This window comes from Rhodococcus sp. TAF43 (assembly GCF_052113525.1).
Lineage (GTDB): Bacteria > Actinomycetota > Actinomycetes > Mycobacteriales > Mycobacteriaceae > Prescottella.
Genome location: NZ_JBFRDL010000004.1, coordinates 76,493 through 97,152 on the forward strand (window position 1 = coordinate 76,493; position 20,660 = coordinate 97,152).

Sequence of the window (20,660 nt, forward strand, 5' to 3'; positions counted from 1 at the left end):
ATTTCGTGAATGCCCGCCGATTCTTCACGGGCTGGAGTGTCACCGAGATCCCGCCCACTGAAATCCCGCGCCCCGAAGACCGCTGAGCCGACAACGCGCCGACGTGGTCGAGGCGATGACCCTGGAGCGTGGCGTGGGGGCAACCCGCATCGAACGTCCCTCGAGGAAGGAACCATTATGAGTCCGAATGGCCCGTCCAAAATCCTCGCAAACGCGTCCACCGCAGGCCGGATGTGCCGGAGTGCCGATGCATCCACGCAGCCCACCGGTTCGGTTCTCGTGATCGGAGCCGGGATCGCGGGACTCACCGCAGCGCGCGACCTGGTCCGGGACGGGCGTCAGGTGACGGTGATCGAAGCACGCGACCGTGTGGGAGGCCGACTGTCGACCGATCGCACCTGGCAGGACATGCCTCTGGATCTGGGCGCATCCTGGATCCACGGCGTGGACGGCAACCCCGTCACAGAGCTGCGCGACGAGTTCGGTCTCCCCACCGTGGTGCTCAATACGGACGAGATCACCACCTACAGTGGCAGCCGACACCTGGACCCGCCCTCGATGACCGAGTACGGCACCGACGTCGAGGCGGCCATGGCCGCGATTCAGGACCTGTCCGCACAGCCGGCGTTCGCGAACACCTCCTTCGCGGCCGCCGTCGACCCGGTCCTGACGCAGCTGGGCCTGACCGGGATCCGCGCCGACCACGTCCGGGACACCGTCCACCAGTTCATCCAGGACGCCTTCGGCGCCGACGCCGGCCAGGTCCCGCTGTGGATCGCGCGGTATGAAGACGGTTACGGCGGCGACGAGGTGGTCTTCCCCCGCGGCTACGACGAGATCGCGACCGGGCTCGCCGAGGGCCTGGACGTGCGCGTGGGTCACGTCGTCGATCGCATCGCCCACGACGCCGCCGGGGTCCGGGTACACACCGACCGCGGTGTCTTCGCAGCCGACCACGTGGTTGTCACCCTGCCGTTGGGTGTGTTGCAGGCCGGTGCCGTCGCCTTCGACCCGCCGCTGCCCGCGGCGAAACAGGAGGCGATCGGGCGCCTCGGCATGGGCGTCTACAACAAGCTGTACCTGCGCTTCGACACCCAGTTCTGGGACGACGCCGAGGTCATCGCCCAGTTCGGCCTGCCGAACGAGTCGATGGCCGCGTGGTATCCGCTCCATTCCGTCACCGGTGTGCCGGTGATCGTGGCACTGCGCGGCGGGTCGGTAGCGCGCCGCATCGAAAACCTCGATGACACCGCGACCGTCACCGAGGGGATGCGTGGCCTGCGTGCCATGTACGGCGAGAGTGTGCCCGAGCCCCGTGCCTACCGGCTGACTCGCTGGTCGACCGACCCCTACGCCCGCGGCTCCTACTCGTACCCCGGAATCGACTCCACACCCGACGACCGAGCCATCGTCGCCGAACCGATCGGTAACCGAGTCTTCTTCGCCGGTGAGGCCACGCATGCCACCGAAGCCTCCACCGTCCACGGGGCGCTGCTCTCAGGCCGCCGCGAGGCCGGCCTCATCTCCAGGATCGGATGACCACGCACCCGGCTACAGCGCGTCCCCTGGATGACACCGTCTGGATCGGCGACCCCCTAGAGCGTGTCTCCTGTGTCGCGCGCGAGGTTCGAGCCGTGCGTGTGGGCTCGGCGAATCGTCGAGTCCACCGACTCGGTCCAGTCGACCAGCCCGTTCGGATCGGCGTGTGCGAGTAGCGCAGTCAAGATCGTGTCCCAGGTCCCGTCGCCGGCGTAGCGGCGGTGACGCTTCCAGATCGTCTGCCACGGAACAAAATCCGTCGGCACGTCCCGCTACGCCCTAGTGGCGCCCTCCGCCGAGTTCGGCGACCGCGTTCCGGAGCAGAGTTCCGGCCGCGGCGTACTTCTCGGGGTTGAGCCGACTGTCGGGCCCGCTGACCACGAGTGCGCCCAACGGTTTCCCGCTCAGGTCCGTGACTGCCGCGGCAATGCTTGTCGATCCCTGCTGGACGGCGCCCTCGCACAGCGACCAGCCGCGCTCGCGGATCTCGTCGTACTCGGCATCCGTGAGCAGCATGCCGGGGGCGTCCGCCAGATCTGTGCGCCCCTCGGGGGTGAGGTGGGCAAAGATGGCGCGTCCTGCGGCACTGGTTTCCGGCGGGTGGACCGCGCCGACATGCAGTGCGGTGCGGACCATCTGCCGGCCCTCGGCGACGTCGACGACGACGATCGTCGTTCCGTCGAGCAGCGCGAGGTGCGCGGTCTCGCCCGTCTCGTCGCGGATGGAAGCCAGCAGTGGGCGGGCGCGTGCGGGCAGGGGTGACGTGTCGAGTGCGCGACCGGCGACGACCAACGGCTTGGTCGACAGTTCCCACCGTGGCGGCGCATCCGCCAGTGGGCGGATCCAGCCGGCCTCGTGCAGCGTCGCGAGCGTGCGCTGCATGGCGCTCTTGTCCTCGCCGAGTTCCTGGCACAGCGCAGTGAGACCGATGGGCTGGTGCGCGGCAACCGCCTCGACGACACGAAGACCGCGCGCGAGTGTGCCGAGTGTCTTGACTGCGATCTGGATCACTCCTACTGTGTGTATCTGAAAGTGATAGCGAGTATCGCATATCGATACTACCTCCGCAAGGGGCTGCGCTGCACCGCGATTCGACGAAGGAGATTTCCGTGACGGCTGTCAATCAGGAACTCGATCCCGCCCTCTTCAACCCCGAGCCCGAGCAGGCCGAGGTCAAGTACACGGTCATCTCCGTCGACGACCACGTGGTGGAGCCGGCGCACCTGTTCGAGACCTGGATGCCCGCGGCGTTGAAGGACCGTGGACCGAAGATCCTCGAGAACGAACAGGGCGCGCAGGTCTGGGAGTTCGACGGCAACATCTACTCCCAGGTCGGCATGAACGCGGTCGCCGGCCGACGCAAGGAATCCGTCAAGTACGAGCCGTTCCGCTTCGACCAGATGCGGCCGGGCTGCTACGACATCCATGCGCGCGTCAAGGACATGGATCTCGGCGGCATCTGGGCGATGCTCAACTTCCCGTCCCAGATCACCGGGTTCTGCGGCCGTGTATTCGCGCATGCCTCCGACAAGGAGGTCGGCATCGCGGCGGTGCGCGCATGGAACGACTGGCTCTACAACGAGTGGTACCTCGAGTATCCGACCCGTGTGATCCCCGGCGGCATCACCTATCTCACCGATCCGGTCGAGGCCGTCAAGGAGATCGAGCGCAACGCCGAGCGCGGCTTCACCTCGGTGACCTTCCCCGAGCGTCCGCACGCGATCGGGCTTCCCTCCCTGTGGGATCGCGACCACTGGGACCCGATCATCCAGGCGTGCGTCGACACCGACACCGTCATCTCCCTGCACGTGGGCAGCTCCGGAATGTACCAGTACCCGCAGGGTGCGCCCGGACTCCAGTTGGGCGCCACGATGTTCGGGCAGCTCTCCCTCGCCGCCTGCAGCGAGTGGCTGTGGTCGGGCTATCCCAAGGACCACCCCACGCTCAAGATCGCGATGAGCGAGGGTGGGATCGGGTGGGTGCCGATGCTGATCGACCGACTGGACAACATCATCGACCGATCGGGCTACGGCCTGGGCTGGGCCGACCGTCCGGCGGACATCCTGCGCCGCAACTTCTGGTTCTGCACGCTCGACGACCCGTCGACGATCGCGCTGCGCGACGTGATCGGAGTCGAGAACATCATGCTCGAGACCGACTACCCGCACGGGGACGGCACGTGGCCGCACACGCAGAGCGTCGTCGAGCAGTACTGGGGCGGGTTCCCCGCGAAGGACCTGCGAATGATGTGCAGCGAGAACGCCGCCAAGCTGTACCGGCATCCGCTGCCCGAGATCGTCCTTCCCCGAGGCTGAGGGGGAGGGGCTTGCTCGTCGACGTGGGTGACGTGGAGATCGCCACTCGGGTGGTGGGCTCGGGGCCGCCGCTGTTGCTGCTGCACGGTTACCCGCAGACGCGGCGAGTCTGGCAGCGGGTTGCCGATGAACTCGCCGACCGTTTCACGGTCGTCACCACCGATCTTCGTGGTTACGGCGAGAGCAGCAAGCCGGCGGGCGACGACGCCCATGCGACGTACTCCAAGCGGTCGATGGCCGGCGACCAGGTGGAAGTCATGCGCAGGTTGGGCTTCGAGAGATTTGCGGTCGCCGGCCACGATCGGGGTGCCCGGGTCGTGCATCGCATGTGTCTGGATAATCCGGAGACGGTGGCACAGGCGGCGCTGCTGGACATCCTGCCGACCTCGGAGGTCTACGCGACCACCGATCGGCAGCTGGCCACGGCGTACTTCCACTGGTTCTTCCTGATCCGGCCGCACCGGCTCGCCGAGCAGCTCATCGACGGAAATCCGGATGCCTGGATGGAGAACGTGCTGGGTCTGGCCGGAGGGGCACCGACCTCGATGTCGGACGAGGACGTGGAACATTACAAGAGCTACTTCCGGGATCCGGCCGTGGTCCACGCGACGTGCGAGGACTATCGAGCCGGCGCGTCGGTCGACCTCGAACACGACGCGCTCGACGTCGGCCGCCGGATCACCTGCCCCGTCCTCGTCCTGTGGGGCGACCGGGGTCTGCTCGCCCGGCGTGAGCATCCGCTCAACGTATGGAAGAGATTCGCGCACAACGTGACTGGGGAACCGATTCCGGGAGGACACTTCTTCATCGACGACTCTCCCGCCGATGTCGTGAGGGCCGTCGGGGAGTTCCTCGAGCCCTGGCGGTGCGGGCGACTCGCCTGAACCCGACACCCAGGCCCAGCACCACCCGAGGCCGGCACGCCTCGGGACCGAGAGGAGAAACGTCAATGACATTCACACCGACCGCAGATCGCCTGATCCCGGAACTCGATCCCCGGGAGGAGATCGTGATGCTCGGCCGCACCCTCTGGAACGAGGGATACCGCGACCACCTGGCCGGTCACATCACCTACAACCTCGGCGACGGCACGCTGCTGTGCAATCCGTGGCTGCTGACGTGGGAGGAGATGTACCCCGAGGACATTCTCCGAATCGATCTGCAGGGCAAACTGATCGAAGGATCCTGGCCGGTACCGCTCGGCATCCCGCTGCATCTGGCGCTGCACAACGCCCGCCCGGACGTGGTGTACGCACTGCACAACCACTCCGAGTACGGCACGGTGTGGGGCGACATCAAGGAGGTGCCGCCGGCGTACGACCAGAGCTCCAGCCTCGGCGGGGGTGAGTTGGTTCTCGTCGACGAGTACGACGGCGCCGTCAACAGCATGGAGGCCGCCGAGAAGGCGGTCCGCGCGATCGGCGACGCGGATCGGGCGCTGCTGGGTGGACACGGCGTCTTCGTCATCGCGGACACCGCGCGGGCAGTGTTCCTCCGTGCGGTCGCCCTCGAGCAACGCTGCAAGAACGCATGGATGGTGCGGGTGGCCGGCGGTCCCGACAAGACGTCGCTCCCGGACTGGTGGCTCGACCGGCAACTGAAGAACGACGGCAACGGGTACCACGGCTTCTGGGAGGCGGCGGTGCGTTCGGGGCTGCGGGCGGATCCGGTTCTCGCCGAGAAGATCCTGTCCAGGCCGCGATGACCGTGCCATCGATCGCGGAGGGGACGGGAGCGGGCCCGGCCGAGGTCCGTCCCGCCTCGGCGGAACGAGCGGCGGACATCTTCACGTGCCGCGAGGTCATCCGGATCATCTCCGGGATCGAGCGGCGTGCACCCGGCGAACGCCTCGACGAGTACTACTGGGCCGAGTTGCTGGGCGGCTGTACCGAATCCGAGGTACTCGAGGCGACCTGGGAGCACTATCGCCGGCATGCGCGGCCGATCTGGCCGGCCGACATCCTCGCGCGGGTGGCGGCGCGGAGGGCCGAGGGCGCGGAGATCGTCCGATGACGCCGATCCTGGTGCTCGTTCCCGAGGAGCGCGGCATCTCGGCCCTCGCGCAGGTGCCGAACGTCTGCGCCGTCGTATATGACCCGGAGAGCCGTCGGCTGCCGGACATCGCGTGCGACGCGGAGGTTCTGGTGGCGCACCGATTCGATCCCGTGGATGCCGGCCCCCTCTTCGCGCAGCTGCCCCGGCTGCGGATGGTGCAGTTGTTCAGTTCGGGCGTCGAGCGCTGGACGAACGTCGTGCCCGACGGCGTGCGCGTGTCGAACGCGGACCGGGCGCACGGCGGGGTGGTGRCCGAGTGGGTCGTCGCGCAATTGCTCGCCCACGTCCGCGATCTGGCGGGCTACCGGATCAAGCAGCAGGAGCAGCGGTGGCAGGCGCACCCCACCGGGACGTTGTCGGACAGGCGCGTGCTCGTGTTCGGGGCGGGCGACATCGGCGAGAACCTTCGCCGACGACTCGAACCGTTCGGTTGTACGGTCACCCTGGTCGGACGGACGGCGCGTGCGGGGGTCGTGGACGTCGAACGCGGCCGGGCCGAACTCGGTGACCAGGACGTCGTGATCCTGGCGCTGCCGCTCGACGATTCGACGGTGCACCTCGTGGATGCGGTGTTCCTCGCGACGATGAAGGACGGTGCGGTGCTGGTCAATGCAGGACGCGGCGAGCTCGTGGACACGGAGGCACTGCTCGCGGCAACCCGCGAGGAGCGCGTGTACGCGATCCTCGATGTCACCGATCCCGAACCGCTGCCCGCCGATCACGGTCTGTGGACCGCACCGGGGGTGGTGGTGACACCGCACGCGGCGGGCATCACCGACGACGTCCGCGACCGCTGTTGGGCCGCCGCGGTGCGGAAGATCGCGGCGTACGCCGACGGAACCGACGGATCCCGTGTGGCGGTGTCCCGATGAAGGCCTTCGGGTTCGACTGGCGCTGGCAGGACTCCGACGAGTTGCTCAACGTCGAGGACTACCGCCGTGCCGCGCGACGACGTCTGCCGCGCATGGTGTGGACCTATGTCGAGGGCGGGGCCGACGACCTGCGCACCGTCGCGGGCAACCGTTCGGCGTTCGACGACTGGTGGCTCGTGCCGAGTGTCCTGGCCGGCCACCACACCCACGACCTCGCCACCGAGGTGGCCGGGCTGCCGCTCTCGATGCCGGTGCTCACCGCGCCCACCGGCTTCAACGGCCTCACCCGGTGGAGTGGAGACCTCGACGCGATCCGCGCGGCGGAGCGCGTGGGAACCCGCTGCGTCGTGAGCACGGCATCGACGTGGTCGGTCGAGGAGGTCGCCGACGCGGCCACCGAGTCGCACGCGTTCCAGCTGTACCCCGGTGCGGGCGGGGTGGCCGCGGCCCTGATGCGCCGCGCGTGGGCCGCCGGCTTCCGGTCGCTGTTCGTCACGGTCGACGTCCCGACCGTCGGCAACCGCGAGGGCGAGAAGCGCGAAGGGATGGGCGTGCCGCCCGTCCTGACGCCACGCCGACTGCTCGACGTCTCCCGGCACCCGAGATGGGCCTACGACGTCGTGCGGCATCGGCGGATCGGCGGCCGCAACCTCGCGTCCGGCGACGGCGTGACCGCGGCGCTCGCCTCGATCGAGATCCAGGAGCGGCACCTCGTGCAGTCGCGGCTGAACTGGGACGACCTGGCCTGGATGCGGGACAACTGGCACGGCCGCCTCTACATCAAGGGGGTGCTGCGCGCGGAAGATGCCGTCCGCGCTGTCGACCTCGGTCTCGACGGCGTCGTCGTGTCGAATCACGGTGGCCGCCAACTGGACGGCTGTGTGCCGTCGGTGTCGGCGCTGCCGGCGGTGGCCGACGCGGTCGCCGGGCGGGCCGAGGTGCTCCTGGACGGCGGGATCCGGCGCGGCACGGACGTGCTCAAGGCGCTCGCACTCGGCGCGGACGCGGTGCTGATCGGCAGACCGTGCCTGTACGGGATGGCGGTGGCAGGCGACCGCGGCGTCGAGCACGTGCTGACGATCCTGAAGTCGGAGATCGAGCGGGGTCTGACGCTCCTCGGTGTGCGCGACATCCGGGATCTCGACCGATCGCACGTGCGTCCCGTGCGCGGCGGCGAGCGGGACGAGATTGGAATGTCGACCGTTACCACCCAGTGAGACTTGCGCCACAACGGCCGTGGATTCCTCGGTATCAAGAATCACGTTCCAGACGTTCGCGCTGCTCGAGGAGGACTGCAATGGGTATACCGGTGATTGTCGATGCGGCCAGGTCGCCGATCGGTCGACGTGGTGGCTGGCTGTCCGGCCTGCATGCCGCGCAACTTCTGGGTGCGGTCCAGTCGGGACTGCTCGAGCGTCTGAATCTCGATCCGAACATCATCGAGCAGGTGATCGGCGGCTGCGTCACCCAGGCGGGCGAGCAGGCGTCGAACGTCAGTCGCAACGCGTGGCTGCACGCGGGCCTGCCGGAGCGGACGGGCGTGACGACGATCGACTCGCAGTGCGGTTCCGGTCAGCAGTCGGTGAATCTGATCGCGGCCCAGATCGCTGCCGGCGTCATCGATGCGGGCATGGCGTGCGGCGTCGAGGCGATGTCCCGGGTGCCTCTGCTGTCCAACATCAGCGGCGACTTCGGCAGCCCCAAGCCGCCGGGCTGGAGTGTGGACATCCCGGCCCAGTTCGAGGGCGCCGACCGAATCGCGAGGCGACGGGGATTCACGCGCGAGGACCTCGACGCGTTCGGCCTACGGTCGCAGCAGCGTGCGGCCGCCGCGTGGGAGGACCGTCGATTCGACGGCCAGATCATCCCCGTGAAGGTTCCCGGCGCGGACGGGCAGGCGCCCACCGCGGTGTCCCGTGACCAGGGCCTGCGGGAGACGTCGATGGAGGCACTCGCGCGCCTGAACCCCGTTCTCGAGGGCGGGCTGCACACCGCGGGGACCTCGTCGCAGATCTCCGACGGCGCCGCGGCCGCGGTGCTGATGGACGAGAACGTCGCCCGGGAGCTCGGGTTGCGCCCGCGTGCCCGGATCGTCGCGCAGTGCCTCATCGGCGCGGAGACGCACTTCCTCCTGGACGGTCCGGTGCAGGCCACCGAGTACCTGCTCGACCGAGCAGGCCTGTCCGTCAAGGACATCGATCTCTTCGAGGTCAACGAGGCCTTCGCGGCGGTGCCCATGTCCATGGCCCGGGTGCACGGCGTCGACGAGGACCGTCTCAACGTCAACGGCGGAGCCATCGCTCTGGGCCATCCTGTCGGGTCGTCGGGCGTGCGACTGATTGCCGCGGTGATGGACGAGCTCGAGCGCCGTGACGGCGAACGTGCGCTGGTCGCCGTCTGTGCCGGCGGGGCTATGGCGTCCGGGGCGATCGTCGAGCGGATCTGAACTATGTGAAAACCATTGCCATACACTGTATTCGGAAGGCGCACGATGTTCTGTCGCGCGCCTGTTCCGGCTGCTCGGAACGAGCACGGCCGGGTCTGCAAAATCCACGATTCCACTCCGGTGTGATTTGCCGCACGCTGAATGCCGCGGCCTGCTAGGGTCCCATTCGGCGGCGGCAAAGGTCCGAAACATCCTTTGCTGCAACTTTTTCGGGCTACTCCCCAGTAGCTCCGATGATGGCGCGAACCGTCCGAGTCGACCCGACCGGTCGGGTAGGTGGTCCGATTCCAGCCGCGCGCGAAGGAAAGCGCGATCACGCGTGCGGGACGAGCCGATTCGTCGTGGATCTTCAGGAGGCATTGCATGATGGACAAGTGGCTTCGCAGGTCGAGGAACCTGGCTGTGCTGGCTACGGCCGCCGCGGTTCTCGCCGGATGTGGTGGTGGGGCTTCGTCTTCGACGACGTCCGATGCATCCGGTGACCTCGACCCCACCGCGATCCTGCGGGTCACGGCGAGCGCGCCCACCCGCAACCTGGACCCGTACATGCAGACCAGCTACGGCGGATGGGGCTACCTCACACCGGTTTTCGACCGGCTGACGGTGGTGGACGAAAACGGCGATCTCCAGCCGGGCCTGGCCGAGTCGTGGGAGTTCGCTCCGGACGGTTCCTACCTCGAGCTGAAGCTGCGCCAGGGCGTCACCTTCCACGACGGCGCTCCGTTCGATGCGGCGGCGGTGGCCGCGAACATCGAGCGCGGCAAGACCATGGAGGGCAGCACGGTCGTCGCCGCGCTGAAGAACATCACCTCGGTCGACGTGGTCGACAACAGCACCGTCCGTCTGCAGTTGGCACCCGGCACCGGTGTGGAACTACCCGGCGTGTTCAGCAGCAACGTCGGAATGATGGTCAGCCCGAAGGCCATCGAGGCGAAGACCGATCTGCGTAACAACCCGGGCCAGAGCGGATCCGGTGCGTACGTCGTGACGGCCTACGTTCCCGAGGAGTCGGTCACCCTGGCCCGTGCGGACGGTACGAACTGGGACCCCGAGGCCGGCAAGGTCGCGGGCATGGAGTTCAAGTGGATCTCCGACGCGAGTACCCGACTCAACGGGCTCAAGACCGGCGCCACCGATCTGAGCTGGGTGAGTTCCGCCAACGAGATCGTCGAGGCGAACTCGTTGTCCAAGAGTGGCACGCTGGACGTCACCGAGGTTCCCTTCCGGAACGTCCTGGGCGTGTTCATGCGGGCGCAGGGTGATCTCGCGAAGCCCGAGGTGCGGCAGGCGGTGGCGTCGGCGATCGATCCCGCGGCGATCAGCGCGTTGTTCTCCGACACCTGCACCCCGAACCGTCAGCTGTATCCGGCCGGTAGCTGGGCGGCCGACCCGTCCTACCAGTACCCGTACCAGTTCGATCTCGAGAAGGCGAAGAGCCTGGTGCAGGCGGCCGGCGGAGCCAAGGTCACGCTGACCTTCGCGGCGGGCACCAACACCGAGAAGCCGGCGAACGTCATCCAGTCGACGCTGTCGCAGGCCGGCATCGACGCGGAACTCAACCCGGTCCCCAACACGCAGAACGAACCCCGCTACATCGCCGGTGACTTCCAGTCGATGGTCTCCAACAGCTTCAGCCCCAAGGTGGATCCCGCCGAGACGGTCAACACCTTCGTGACCGGCCCGTACGACCTGGCCAACGGCAACCCGCAGATCGCGGAGCTTGCCGCGAAGGCTGCGAATCCGACTCTGTCGCAGGACGAGCGGGCCCCGATGTATCACGAGATCTGGGACCTGACGTTGAAGGAGGCGATGTTCGTGCCGATCTGCAACCAGACGAACGCGACCATCTCCACTGCGAAGGTCGTCGGCACCGAGAACATGCCCTGGGTGAATCTGGGCATCTTCGACGTCCGTCACGTGGGCATCACCAAGTAGTCGCACCGAACACCGATACCTGCCGAGAGGCCGAAGATGCTGCGCTATGCCGGAAAACGGTTGCTGGCGGCGATTCCGCTGCTGTTGGTCGTACCGTTGTTGATTTTTCTGTTGATCGATCTGGCACCGGGTGATCCGGCGGTGATCCTCGCGGGGGAGGACCCGACCCCGGAGCGGCTCGAGCAGTTGCGGGCCACGCTGAATCTGGATCAGAACGTGTTCGTGCGGTATCTGGACTGGGTCGGGTCGGTGCTGCGCGGTGATCTCGGGGTGTCGCTGCTGTCGGACCAGTCGGTGGCCGAACTTCTGTTCCGGCGCATGGCGACCACGCTCTCGCTGGTCGGGTTCGCAATGGTGCTGGCCGTCGTGATCGGTGTGATTCTCGGGGTGCTGGGATCGCTGCGTCCGGGTGGCGTKGTCGACCGCGGTATCAACGTGATCGCGTCTGTTGCRATCGCGATCCCGGCATTCTGGTTCGGCCTGGTCCTGGTGTCGCTGTTCGCGGTGTCGAACCAGATCTTCCCCGCATTCGGCTACGCGCCGCTCTCGGACGGTGTGGTGCCGTGGTTCCAGCATCTGGTGCTACCGGGTGTCGCGTTGGCGCTGCTGCCCGCCGCGGAGGTGACGTTGCAGTTGCGGTCGTCCCTCGGGCAGGTGATGGGCAGCGACTACATCCTCAACGCGAAGGCACGCGGGTTGGGTCAGGCGAGCGTCGTCCTCAAACACGGGCTCAAGAACGCGTGTATCCCGGTGGTGACCGTGCTCGGATTCCGGGTCGCCGAGGTGCTCGGCGGTGCGGTGACGATCGAGATCATCTACAGCATGCCGGGCATGGGATCGCTCGCGGTCAACAGTGTGCAGAACCATGACGTGCCGGTGCTGCTCGGGTTCGTGCTGTTCACCACGTGTGTGGTGGTGATCGTGAATCTGTTGGTCGACATCTCGTACGGCTACTTCAATCCGAAGGTGCGCGCATGACATCGACATTGCCTACCGAAGCGCTCGGCGACAGCACTCCCGGCGTCGCCGGCCGAGTCTGGGGTTTCGTGCGTCGCCGCCCCGCGGCGACGGTGGCGGGGGCGTTCGTGCTGCTGTTGGTGGTCATGGCGGTCTTCGCGCCGCTGCTGGCGCCCTACGATCCGTATGCGCAGGATCTGCTCGCACGGCTGCAGCCACCGTCGTCGGTGCACTGGTTGGGGACTGATGACTACGGCCGGGACGTGTTGAGCCGGTTGATCTACGGTGCCCGGATCTCGCTACAGGCGTCGTTGCAGGCGGTGGCGCTCGCGCTGGTGCTGGGTCTGCCGTTGGGTGTGATCGCCGGCTACAGCGGGGGCTGGGTCGATACCGTCCTGACCCGGATCATGGACGCACTGATGAGTGCGCCGTCGCTGGTCCTGGCGATCACGATCGTCGCGGTCCTCGGTTCGGGGATCACCAATGCGATGCTCGCGGTCGGTCTGGTGATGGCCCCGCGGTTCTTCCGTGTCGCCCGGGCATCGACGATGGACGTGCGGGGCGACACCTACATCGAGGCATCGGTCGCGTTGGGCTGCACCACGTCCCGCACCATCGTCCGGCACATCCTGCCGAACGTGATGCCGCCGATCGTGCTGGTCATCTCGGTCTCGCTCGGCACCGCCGTGGCGGCGGAGGCGAGTCTGAGCTTCCTCGGTCTCGGCTCGAAGGCGCCGGCCGCGAGTTGGGGGTCGATGCTGTCCACGGCCGCGTCGAACATGCAGCTCGCGCCCTACCTGGTGTGGCCGCCCGGCGTGATGATCTTCCTGACCGTGCTCGCGTTCACCTACCTCGGCGACGGTGTGCGCCGCGCCCTGACGAGGAGTCGCAATGGCAGCAACTGACACCCTCACCCGTCCGCTGAACCCGGGAGCCGATCCCACCGTGCCCCTGCTGCGGGTGCGCGACCTCACGGTGCAGTTCCGCGCCGGCCGCAAGGACTGGGTCACCGCGGTCCAGGATGTGTCGTTCGACGTCGCCGCGGGTGAATCCGTTGCACTGGTGGGTGAATCGGGATCGGGCAAGACGGTCTCCTCACTCGCGGTGATGGGGTTGACCCCGGACACCGGTGGGCGGGTCTCGAACGGCAGCGTCGAGTTCGACGGGCGGGACCTGACGGCGCTGCCCGCCACGGAGTGGCGCAAGCTGCGGGGCACCGGGATGGGGATGATCTTCCAGCAGCCCATCCGCAGCCTCAATCCCGCCTACACGGTGGGCGATCAGATCGCCGAGTCGGTGCGTAAGCACCTGGGGCTGGACCGCAAGGCCGCGATGGCGCGTGCGGTCGAGATGCTCGAGTTGGTGCAGATTCCGCGGGCCGCGGAGCGGGTGCGGGAGTATCCGCACGCGTTCAGCGGCGGCATGTGCCAGCGGGTGATGATCGCGATGGTCATGGCCTGCAACCMGAGGTTGTTGATCGCGGACGAGCCCACCACCGCGCTGGATGTGACTGTGCAGGAAACGATCCTGGATCTGCTCCGGGACCTGCAGGAGCAGACCGGGGTCGCGTTGCTGTTCGTCACCCACGACCTCGGCGTCGTCGCGGAACTGTGCGAGCGAGTCGTGGTGATGTACGCGGGCGAGGTGATCGAGGACGGCCGCGCCGCCGAGGTGTTCTTCCGCCCGCAGCACCCCTACACGTCCGGCTTGCTCGCCTCGATCCCGCGTCCGGGCCGGGGTGCCGACAGACGCCTCGCCGCGATCCCGGGCCGGATCCCCGCTGCCGGCGAGTGGCCGGTGGGCTGCCACTTCCACGACCGCTGCACCCACGCCCGCGCCGGTTTGTGCGACACCACGCATCCCGCGCTGACCGACACGACCGCGGGCCGGGCAGCGCGCTGCCTGCGTGTGACGGATCTGCAACTGCAAGCAGTGGAGGCCCCATGAGCCTGCTCGAGGTCACGAACCTGACCAAATCGTTCTCCACCCGTCGCGACTTCCTCGGCCGGAGAACCGGGTGGACCCATGCGGTGCGGGATGTCTCGTTCACACTCGATGCCGGCGAATGTCTCGCTGTCGTCGGAGAATCCGGGGCCGGCAAGTCCACCGTCGGTCGGATGGTGCTGCGCCTGATCGAACCCGATTCCGGCACCGTCACCTTCGACGGCGAGGACGTTCGGGCGGCGAAACCGGCCCGGCTGCGCGAGATGCGCCGCGGCATGCAGATGATCTTCCAGGACCCGCACTCCTCCCTCGACCCCCGGATGACCGTGGCCGACGCGGTCGCCGAACCGCTGCTCGTGCACTCCGACCTCGATCGCGTCGCCCGCACACAACGCGTCCGCGAGTTGCTCGACAAGGTCGGAATCGGCTCCCGCTACCTCGGACGGTATCCGGCCGAGTTGTCCGGCGGTCAGCTCCAGCGTGTCGCGATCGCGAGGGCGTTGACGCTCGAACCGAAGATGATCGTCTGCGACGAACCCGTTGCCGCGCTCGATGTCTCGGTTCGCGCGCAGGTCCTCAACCTGCTGCGGGACCTGCAGGAGGAACTCGGCCTGGCCTACCTGTTCGTGTGCCACGACCTGGCGCTCATCGAGGTGATCGCCGACCGGGTGATGGTGATGAGAGCCGGCGAGGTCGTCGAGACCGGCACCGTCAGCGACATCTACGACCATCCGCGGGAGGACTACACCCGGAAGCTGTTGGAGGCCATCCCGATCCCGATCCCACGATCGGCGCGCGTGGGCTGATCCCCGCCGCTCGGCGCGTTGGAGATCGAAATCGGCTCGTTCCGTGGACCATCTGGAGAGAACAAGAAGCGTCGAAGGAGTGTGGAATGGGCACCGATACGCGAGGAACAGGTCTTCCCTGGGTCGAGGCAATCGCGGATTCCTTCCCGCGGTATTCGTTCGACGAGTTCCACACGATCCAGCTGCCGGCACTGAACGCCCGAAACGCCTTGCTGCTGGTCGATGATCTCGCGGGTGTGCCACCGCTGGGCTTCCGGGTTCCCGGCGGCCGGGCGTTCACCTGGGCCGCCACGGCTGACGGCATCCGGGTGGTGGAGGGCGAGCAGAATGCCGAGACGCTCGTCGAACTCGACGAGACGACGTTCTCGTCGTACCTGAACGAGCTGTTGACGGCGAGCGGTTCCGTTCGCACCGAGCGCGCGACGGTGGTGCGGGGCAGCCTCGACGGCTGGAAGCGATGGCAGCCGGCCACACGGTCCCTGATCTCGGGCCGGCCGATCTACACCGATGCCGTGCGGGACACGCTCGTCGGGCTCGACGGCGAGCCCCTCGACCTGCTTCGTCGCTTCCCGGTCGACGGTGATCGCGACGAGATGCGCCATTTCCTCGACACCGCGGGATTCCTGCACGTCAAGGAGGTGTATTCCCCGGAGGAGATCGCGACGTTCCGCGAAGAGGTCGAGTTCGTGCGGTCCCGGACGACCCCCGGCGATCCGTACTCGTGGTGGTCGCTCAATGCCGACGGTGACGAAGTGGTCACCCGCATCAATTACCTCGGTCGCCATTCGGAGGTGTTGCAGGAACTCTGTTTCGAACCTCGGATGACCGAATTCGCGCGCCTGGGCAACCCTGCCTTCCGCGTGTGCGACGACCGTCTGGACGGGCCGATGGTCTTCGTCAAGTCCTCCGACATCGTCAAGGGTGACGGCGATCTCGGCTGGCACACCGATGACGGCATCGGTGGCCACCCGGTTCTGTGCCCGCTCATCCAGGCCGGAATCCAGCTCGACCACGCCGATCCCGAGAACGGTCAGCTCATGGTCCTGGCGGGCTCGCACCGGTACACCAACCACTGGCTGCAGTGGGGTGAGGAGCGCAACCTGCCCGTCGTCAGGCTCGAGACCGAGCCGGGTGACCTCACTCTCCACTTCGGCGACCTCATGCACAGCACCCCACCACCCGTCGGCCGGAATGCGGGTCGGCGCGCCCTCTACTACAAGTTCTCGGAAGAGAAGACGTTCGAGTGGGTGCCTCCGGGATGTCACTACAACGACGCACTCTTCCACGCCGATGCGACCGGCAAGGTGTCGGCGCGGGCCGCCACCCACTGACCGCCGGACGCCCGTCCGATCAGTCGACCTCGGCGAGCACGTCGGCGTTCTCCGGTTCGGGTGCGGTGGCGATGCCGCGTCCGCCCGGCGCCCACACACCGAGCACGACTGCGGTGACGAACAGGACCCCGGCGAGTACGAACGAGGCCTCCTGCATACCGTGCAGGAAGGACTCCTTCGCGAACTCGGCCAGCTGATCCCCCTGCGGGCCCGCGAGTTTGGAGACCTCGAGCGCGGCCGCGAGCGAGTCGCCGACGGGCTGCTCGGCCTGCTCGGGGACGGCATCGACCGCGGGCTGGATGTGCCGTCCGTAACCGGCTGCGAGGATGCTGCCCGCCAGTGCCACGCCGATCGCGGCGCCGATCTCGCGGGTGGCGTCGTTGACCGCGGACGCGACACCCTGATTGGCGGTCGGGGTGTTCTGCACGATGGCCGTGGTCGCGGGCGCGGTGCACAGCCCCAGCCCGAAGGCGGCGACCACGAGCGGCACGGCGACATCCAGGTACGAACTGGTCTCGTCGAGCCGACCCAGCAGGACCAGCGACACAGCCATGACCGTGAGGCCTCCGAACGTCATCGCCCGCAGCCCCAGCAGCGGAATGAGCAGCGGTGCCAGCACCGACAGCGCGAGCACCACGACGGCGATCGGGGCCAGTGCGAGGGCCGACTGCAGCGGCGAGTAGTCCAGGACCAACTGCAGGTGCTGGACGATGAGGAAGAACAGACCGAACGTCGCGAAGAACTGCAGCAGAAGGGAAGTCGATCCCACACCGAAGGTACGGTTGCGGAACAGTCGGACGTCGAGGAGGGGGTGCGCCACGCGGAGTTCGACCATCGCGAACACAGCGGCCGCGGCGAGCCCACCGACGATGGCCGCGAGCACGAGCGGGTCGAGCCACCCGCGTTGCGGTGCCTCGATGATGCCGAGCACGAACACCCCGATCGCCCCGGCGATGAGCACGCCGCCACGGATATCGAACGCCGACGGGTGTTCGTCGCGGGACGACGGGATCGTGAAGGACAGCGCGAACAGCACGGCCGAGACGGCCGCGAGCCCGACGAAGATCGAGTGCCAGGACCACTGCTCGAGCAGCAGTCCGGAGCCGATGAGACCGGCGATACCGCCGGATCCTGCGACGCCGGACCAGATGCCGACGGCCTTGGAACGCTGCGCGGCCGGGAAACTCGCGGTCAGGATGGACAGTGTCGCCGGCATGACGAACGCCGCGCCGATGCCCGCGACCGCGCGGGCGCCGATCAGCCAGGCGGGGGAATCGACCAGGATCGGCAGGGCGGAGGCGACCCCGAACACGAACAGGCCGAACACCAGCACCCCACGGCGGCCGTAGTGATCGCCCAGCGCACCGGCCGGCAGCAGCAGGCACGCGAGGGTGAGGGTGTAGCCGTCGACGATCCAGGTGAGCTGGGACTGGGTGGCCCCGGTGTCGCGGGCGAGGTCGGGCAGCGCGGTGTTGAGGGCTGCCATTGCCGCCACGACGAGGGCCACCGCTGCGCACGACACGGTGAGGGTCCAGATCTGGCCCCACGTCATCCGCTCCGCGTTTCCGGTGTACTTTCCAGCCATGCGGGCCTCCCCGTACGAAACAAGACTGTCAGTATCGTAGGTGAACTGACGGTTCCACAAGAGGTGATGACGGATGGCTGGTGACGTAGCGGAAGTGGCGGAGTCGGAGCAGGATCCGCGAAAGGCGCGTTCACGTGCGCGGTTGCTCGACGCCGCGACCACGCTTCTCGCGAAGGGGGGCACCGACGCCGTCACGATCGATGCCGTCACGAAACTCGCGAAGGTGGCGCGGGCGACGCTCTACCGGCATTTCGACAGCGGTACCGAACTGGTGGCGGCGGCCTTCGGACGGCTCATCCCGCCCGCCCCCGCGGTCCCGTTGTCGGGCGATCTGCGGACGCAACTGGTCGAGTTGATGGTGAGCCAGGCCCGGCTGATCGAAGAGGCGCCGATGCAGGTGACCGCGCTGTGCTGGCTGGGAATGGGGCCGGCGCTCGACGACTACTCGAGCGCGTCCGATCTGGAGGGGGTCGACCATCCCCACGCGGACAAGCCGGAACTCAGGTCGCTGCGCGAGCATGTCGTCGTGCAGTACCGCACCGCGTTCGATCGCGTGCTCGGCACCGACGAGGCGCGCCGGACCCTGGGCGATTTCGACTACGACCTCGCCCTCGCGCAACTGGTCGGACCGCTCGTCTTCACCAAGCTGGCAACCCTCGCACCGCTGGGGCCGGACGCCTGTGTGCGGATCGTCGACGACTTCCTCGCGGCCCGAGGTTCGCAGACGGCGGCGGACACCCCGTCGGACGGCAGTTGACCCGCGTCACGGACCGTCCGGACCGCGGCCGGGCCGCAGCGCGAACGCGCGCAGCCGCGAGTACCCGCGGACCCGGAGCGGCCGCAACGACCTGAGCGTGACGCCGTCGTCGTCGGCGAGCATCGCCGCCAGTTCCGCGTCCACCAGGACGGTTCCCGGCCGGGCTGCGCTCGTCAGTCGTGCCGCGATGTTGACCGCCTCGCCGAACAGATCGCCGAACCGCATGAGCACCGATCCCGCCGCGAGCCCCACCCGAAGGTCGGGTCGATCCGTGTCGGTGTGCGCCGCGTACTGCAGCGCCAGCGCGATCCGCGCCGCGTCGGCCGCCTTCTCCGCCGCGAACATCACTTCGTCGCCGACGTTCTTGACCACCCACCCGCCGCCCTGCGTGATGATCGACGTCGTCTGCGATTCGAACTCCTCGAGCAGTGAACTCAGGTCGTCGACGCGGATCCGACGCGTCAGACTCGTGTACCCGACCATGTCCGCGAACCCCACGACGAGTGCCCGGTGGCTGGTGTCCTCGCCGACACTGCCGGACCGGCGCGCGGTGGCCGCCGCCAGATGCCGCCGCCACACATACGACTGCAGTGCTTCGACGGTGGGCAGCAGTTGCGATGTGAGCGACCCGACCGCGGTCCGCAGGGCTTGCTCGTCGAGCGTGCCGGACTGTGCGTGGGCGGTGGCCAGCTCGTCGGCCAGGTGCGAGTTCAGTACCGCAACCTGCCACTCGGCCAGCCGGGACATGGACTGCCCCAGCGCCCGGGTGGCGGCGACCGCGGCATCGGGGGCCAGCGCTCCACCGTCCACGAAACCCACCAGGGCGCGCAGGGCGGCGACGTCGCCGTCGGTGAACATCACGGCGTCCGGATCCGCGTCGATCGCGAATCCCATCGACACCCACAACCGCTGCGCCCGCTCGAGGGGCACGTCGGCGAGCTCGGCAATCTGGTCCCGGGTGTATCGCCGCGGGCCACCGAGTAGCGTCTGCTCGACCTCCGACTGGATGACGCCGAGCACACCGGCATCGAGGTTCTCGGAGAGCTCCACGGCAGGCCCCTTTCGCGACGAATTGCCCCAAGAGTGAATCACCGATCCGGGACGAGTGGTCGCTTCCGCCGACCTGCGGGTCGGTGGGGCTGTCGGTGGGCTGTGCCAGAGTAGCGGGGTAGGTTTCAGCGTTCTTGGTTTCAGTGTTCTTGGTTTCAGTGTTCTTGTAGGTATTCAGGAGGATCCACATCATGCCGCCCCGCAGACGTTCCGGATCAGGCTCGTCACCGGAACACCTCACCGCGGAGAACCTCGAGGCACTGGCCGCGGCCGTCGCCGAGGGGAAGCGCGCCACCGTGTACCTCCGCGAAGCCACGCCCAGCCTCGGTATCGAGGCGGGATGCTCGGCCAAAGTTGTTTCCGTGGAAGGAAATACGGTCATCATCCGCCCCAAGGGAGTCAACGACGAACTGCCGTTCGAGGCGGAGGAACTGCGCATGACGCGCACGGCGCCCGAGCCCCCCGCCAAGGCTGCAGCCAAGCCCGCGACCGCGCGCAAGGTCGCCCCGACCCCGGCCCCGGCTCCGGTGCCCGCCCAGGTCTCCACCCCGCGTCCCGCGGCGCGACCCACGCCGGCCGCGGCACCCGCGCCGGTGCGCGCGGCAGCGCCGGCTGCGAAGGCCGAGTCGGTGTCCGTTCCCGCGGTTCCCGCACCGGCACCCAGCGCCGCGCCTGCACCCCGCCGAACCAAGAAGGTCGCGGCGGGCAGCGTGAGCGTGACGATTCACGCCGGCCCCGAGAACGAGTGGACGGTCACCGTCGCGCATGGTGCGAAGCGCCCGAGCAAGGCGGTTCCGGTCAGTCCGGACGCGGTGGATCGCGCCGTCCGCGAACTCGGGGAGCCCGTCGCGCTCGAGGCCGTCCAATCGGTCATCTCCGCTGCTCGTGAGGCTGCGGAACAGCGGATCGAGGCATTGAGCAAGGAACTCGAGGATGCGCGACGGGCGCTCGAAGCGTTGGGCTCGACCACCTAGTCGGCGATTCGGTGACGATCGGGTCAACGAGGCCCGTCGGCATCGACGGAGGTGGGAAGGTTGCCGATAGAGTGTCCCGCCGACTCGCGCGCGC

The 20,660-nt window shown here is 68.0% G+C and carries 20 protein-coding genes; 16 read left to right on the forward strand and 4 right to left on the reverse strand.

Going from position 1 to position 20,660, the window contains the following annotated elements; all coding sequences use genetic code 11:
- Positions 1-177: 177 nt before the first annotated feature.
- A complete protein-coding gene (locus tag AB4Z09_RS04565; protein ID WP_442239252.1) occupies positions 178-1,539 on the forward strand; it encodes a flavin monoamine oxidase family protein in 1,362 nt (453 codons plus the stop codon).
- Positions 1,540-1,595: 56 nt separating this feature from the next.
- On the opposite strand, the gene AB4Z09_RS04570 is transcribed toward AB4Z09_RS04565, so the two are convergent.
- Positions 1,596-1,805 (reverse strand): hypothetical protein, encoded by a 210-nt coding sequence (locus tag AB4Z09_RS04570; RefSeq protein WP_442239253.1) that lies wholly within the window; start codon positions 1,803-1,805, stop codon positions 1,596-1,598.
- Positions 1,806-1,818: 13 nt separating this feature from the next.
- Positions 1,819-2,550: an IclR family transcriptional regulator gene (locus tag AB4Z09_RS04575; protein WP_114722133.1), complete on the reverse strand. Its 732-nt coding sequence runs from the start codon at positions 2,548-2,550 to the stop codon at positions 1,819-1,821.
- Positions 2,551-2,648: 98 nt separating this feature from the next.
- Between AB4Z09_RS04575 and AB4Z09_RS04580 the strand changes: the two genes are divergently transcribed.
- The 13 genes from AB4Z09_RS04580 to AB4Z09_RS04640 all read left to right on the forward strand — a co-directional run bounded on the left by AB4Z09_RS04580 (position 2,649) and on the right by AB4Z09_RS04640 (position 16,200).
- Positions 2,649-3,854, forward strand: a complete 1,206-nt coding sequence (locus AB4Z09_RS04580) for an amidohydrolase family protein (RefSeq protein WP_174913673.1) — start codon at positions 2,649-2,651, stop codon at positions 3,852-3,854.
- Between the two features lie 11 nt (positions 3,855-3,865).
- On the forward strand, positions 3,866-4,738 hold the full coding sequence (locus AB4Z09_RS04585; RefSeq protein ID WP_442239254.1) for an alpha/beta fold hydrolase: 873 nt from the start codon (positions 3,866-3,868) through the stop codon (positions 4,736-4,738).
- A gap of 65 nt (positions 4,739-4,803) precedes the next feature.
- On the forward strand, positions 4,804-5,559 hold the full coding sequence (locus AB4Z09_RS04590) for a class II aldolase/adducin family protein (protein ID WP_114722130.1): 756 nt from the start codon (positions 4,804-4,806) through the stop codon (positions 5,557-5,559).
- On the forward strand, positions 5,556-5,867 hold the full coding sequence (locus AB4Z09_RS04595) for a galactose-1-phosphate uridylyltransferase (RefSeq protein ID WP_442239255.1): 312 nt from the start codon (positions 5,556-5,558) through the stop codon (positions 5,865-5,867). The genes AB4Z09_RS04590 and AB4Z09_RS04595 overlap by 4 nt, the downstream gene beginning before the upstream one ends.
- Complete coding sequence (locus tag AB4Z09_RS04600; RefSeq protein ID WP_442239256.1) at positions 5,864-6,781, forward strand: NAD(P)-dependent oxidoreductase; 918 nt, start codon at positions 5,864-5,866, stop codon at positions 6,779-6,781. Before AB4Z09_RS04595 ends, AB4Z09_RS04600 begins: the two co-directional genes overlap by 4 nt.
- Positions 6,778-7,998 carry an alpha-hydroxy acid oxidase gene (locus AB4Z09_RS04605; protein WP_442239257.1) on the forward strand — a complete coding sequence of 407 codons (1,221 nt, stop codon included), beginning with the start codon at positions 6,778-6,780 and terminating at the stop codon, positions 7,996-7,998. The genes AB4Z09_RS04600 and AB4Z09_RS04605 overlap by 4 nt, the downstream gene beginning before the upstream one ends.
- An 80-nt stretch (positions 7,999-8,078) precedes the next feature.
- On the forward strand, positions 8,079-9,227 hold the full coding sequence (locus AB4Z09_RS04610; RefSeq protein WP_174913658.1) for a steroid 3-ketoacyl-CoA thiolase: 1,149 nt from the start codon (positions 8,079-8,081) through the stop codon (positions 9,225-9,227).
- A gap of 363 nt (positions 9,228-9,590) precedes the next feature.
- Positions 9,591-11,162 carry an ABC transporter substrate-binding protein gene (locus AB4Z09_RS04615; protein WP_442239258.1) on the forward strand — a complete coding sequence of 524 codons (1,572 nt, stop codon included), beginning with the start codon at positions 9,591-9,593 and terminating at the stop codon, positions 11,160-11,162.
- Between the two features lie 36 nt (positions 11,163-11,198).
- Complete coding sequence (locus tag AB4Z09_RS04620; protein WP_114722124.1) at positions 11,199-12,140, forward strand: ABC transporter permease; 942 nt, start codon at positions 11,199-11,201, stop codon at positions 12,138-12,140.
- Positions 12,137-13,024, forward strand: coding sequence for an ABC transporter permease (locus tag AB4Z09_RS04625; RefSeq protein WP_442239259.1), 888 nt, complete (start codon positions 12,137-12,139; stop codon positions 13,022-13,024). The genes AB4Z09_RS04620 and AB4Z09_RS04625 overlap by 4 nt, the downstream gene beginning before the upstream one ends.
- Positions 13,011-14,066 (forward strand): ABC transporter ATP-binding protein, encoded by a 1,056-nt coding sequence (locus AB4Z09_RS04630; protein ID WP_442239260.1) that lies wholly within the window; start codon positions 13,011-13,013, stop codon positions 14,064-14,066. The genes AB4Z09_RS04625 and AB4Z09_RS04630 overlap by 14 nt, the downstream gene beginning before the upstream one ends.
- Complete coding sequence (locus AB4Z09_RS04635) at positions 14,063-14,869, forward strand: ATP-binding cassette domain-containing protein (RefSeq protein ID WP_114722122.1); 807 nt, start codon at positions 14,063-14,065, stop codon at positions 14,867-14,869. The genes AB4Z09_RS04630 and AB4Z09_RS04635 overlap by 4 nt, the downstream gene beginning before the upstream one ends.
- An 86-nt stretch (positions 14,870-14,955) precedes the next feature.
- The gene (locus AB4Z09_RS04640; protein ID WP_442239261.1) at positions 14,956-16,200 is read left to right on the forward strand and encodes a phytanoyl-CoA dioxygenase family protein; all 1,245 of its coding nucleotides are present in this window, start codon (positions 14,956-14,958) and stop codon (positions 16,198-16,200) included.
- Between the two features lie 19 nt (positions 16,201-16,219).
- On the opposite strand, the gene AB4Z09_RS04645 is transcribed toward AB4Z09_RS04640, so the two are convergent.
- Positions 16,220-17,785 (reverse strand): MFS transporter, encoded by a 1,566-nt coding sequence (locus AB4Z09_RS04645; protein ID WP_442239262.1) that lies wholly within the window; start codon positions 17,783-17,785, stop codon positions 16,220-16,222.
- A 73-nt stretch (positions 17,786-17,858) separates the two neighbouring features.
- Between AB4Z09_RS04645 and AB4Z09_RS04650 the strand changes: the two genes are divergently transcribed.
- A complete protein-coding gene (locus AB4Z09_RS04650; protein WP_442239263.1) occupies positions 17,859-18,542 on the forward strand; it encodes a TetR/AcrR family transcriptional regulator in 684 nt (227 codons plus the stop codon).
- Positions 18,543-18,548: 6 nt separating this feature from the next.
- Here the strand turns inward: AB4Z09_RS04650 and AB4Z09_RS04655 are convergent, their stop codons facing one another.
- On the reverse strand, positions 18,549-19,592 hold the full coding sequence (locus AB4Z09_RS04655) for an adenylate/guanylate cyclase domain-containing protein (RefSeq protein ID WP_114722119.1): 1,044 nt from the start codon (positions 19,590-19,592) through the stop codon (positions 18,549-18,551).
- 191 nt (positions 19,593-19,783) lie between these two features.
- Here AB4Z09_RS04655 and AB4Z09_RS04660 point away from each other — a divergent pair, with 191 nt between their 5' ends.
- Entirely contained in the window at positions 19,784-20,566 is a 783-nt protein-coding gene (locus AB4Z09_RS04660; RefSeq protein WP_114722118.1) for a DUF6319 family protein, read from the forward strand.
- Positions 20,567-20,660 lie beyond the last annotated feature (94 nt).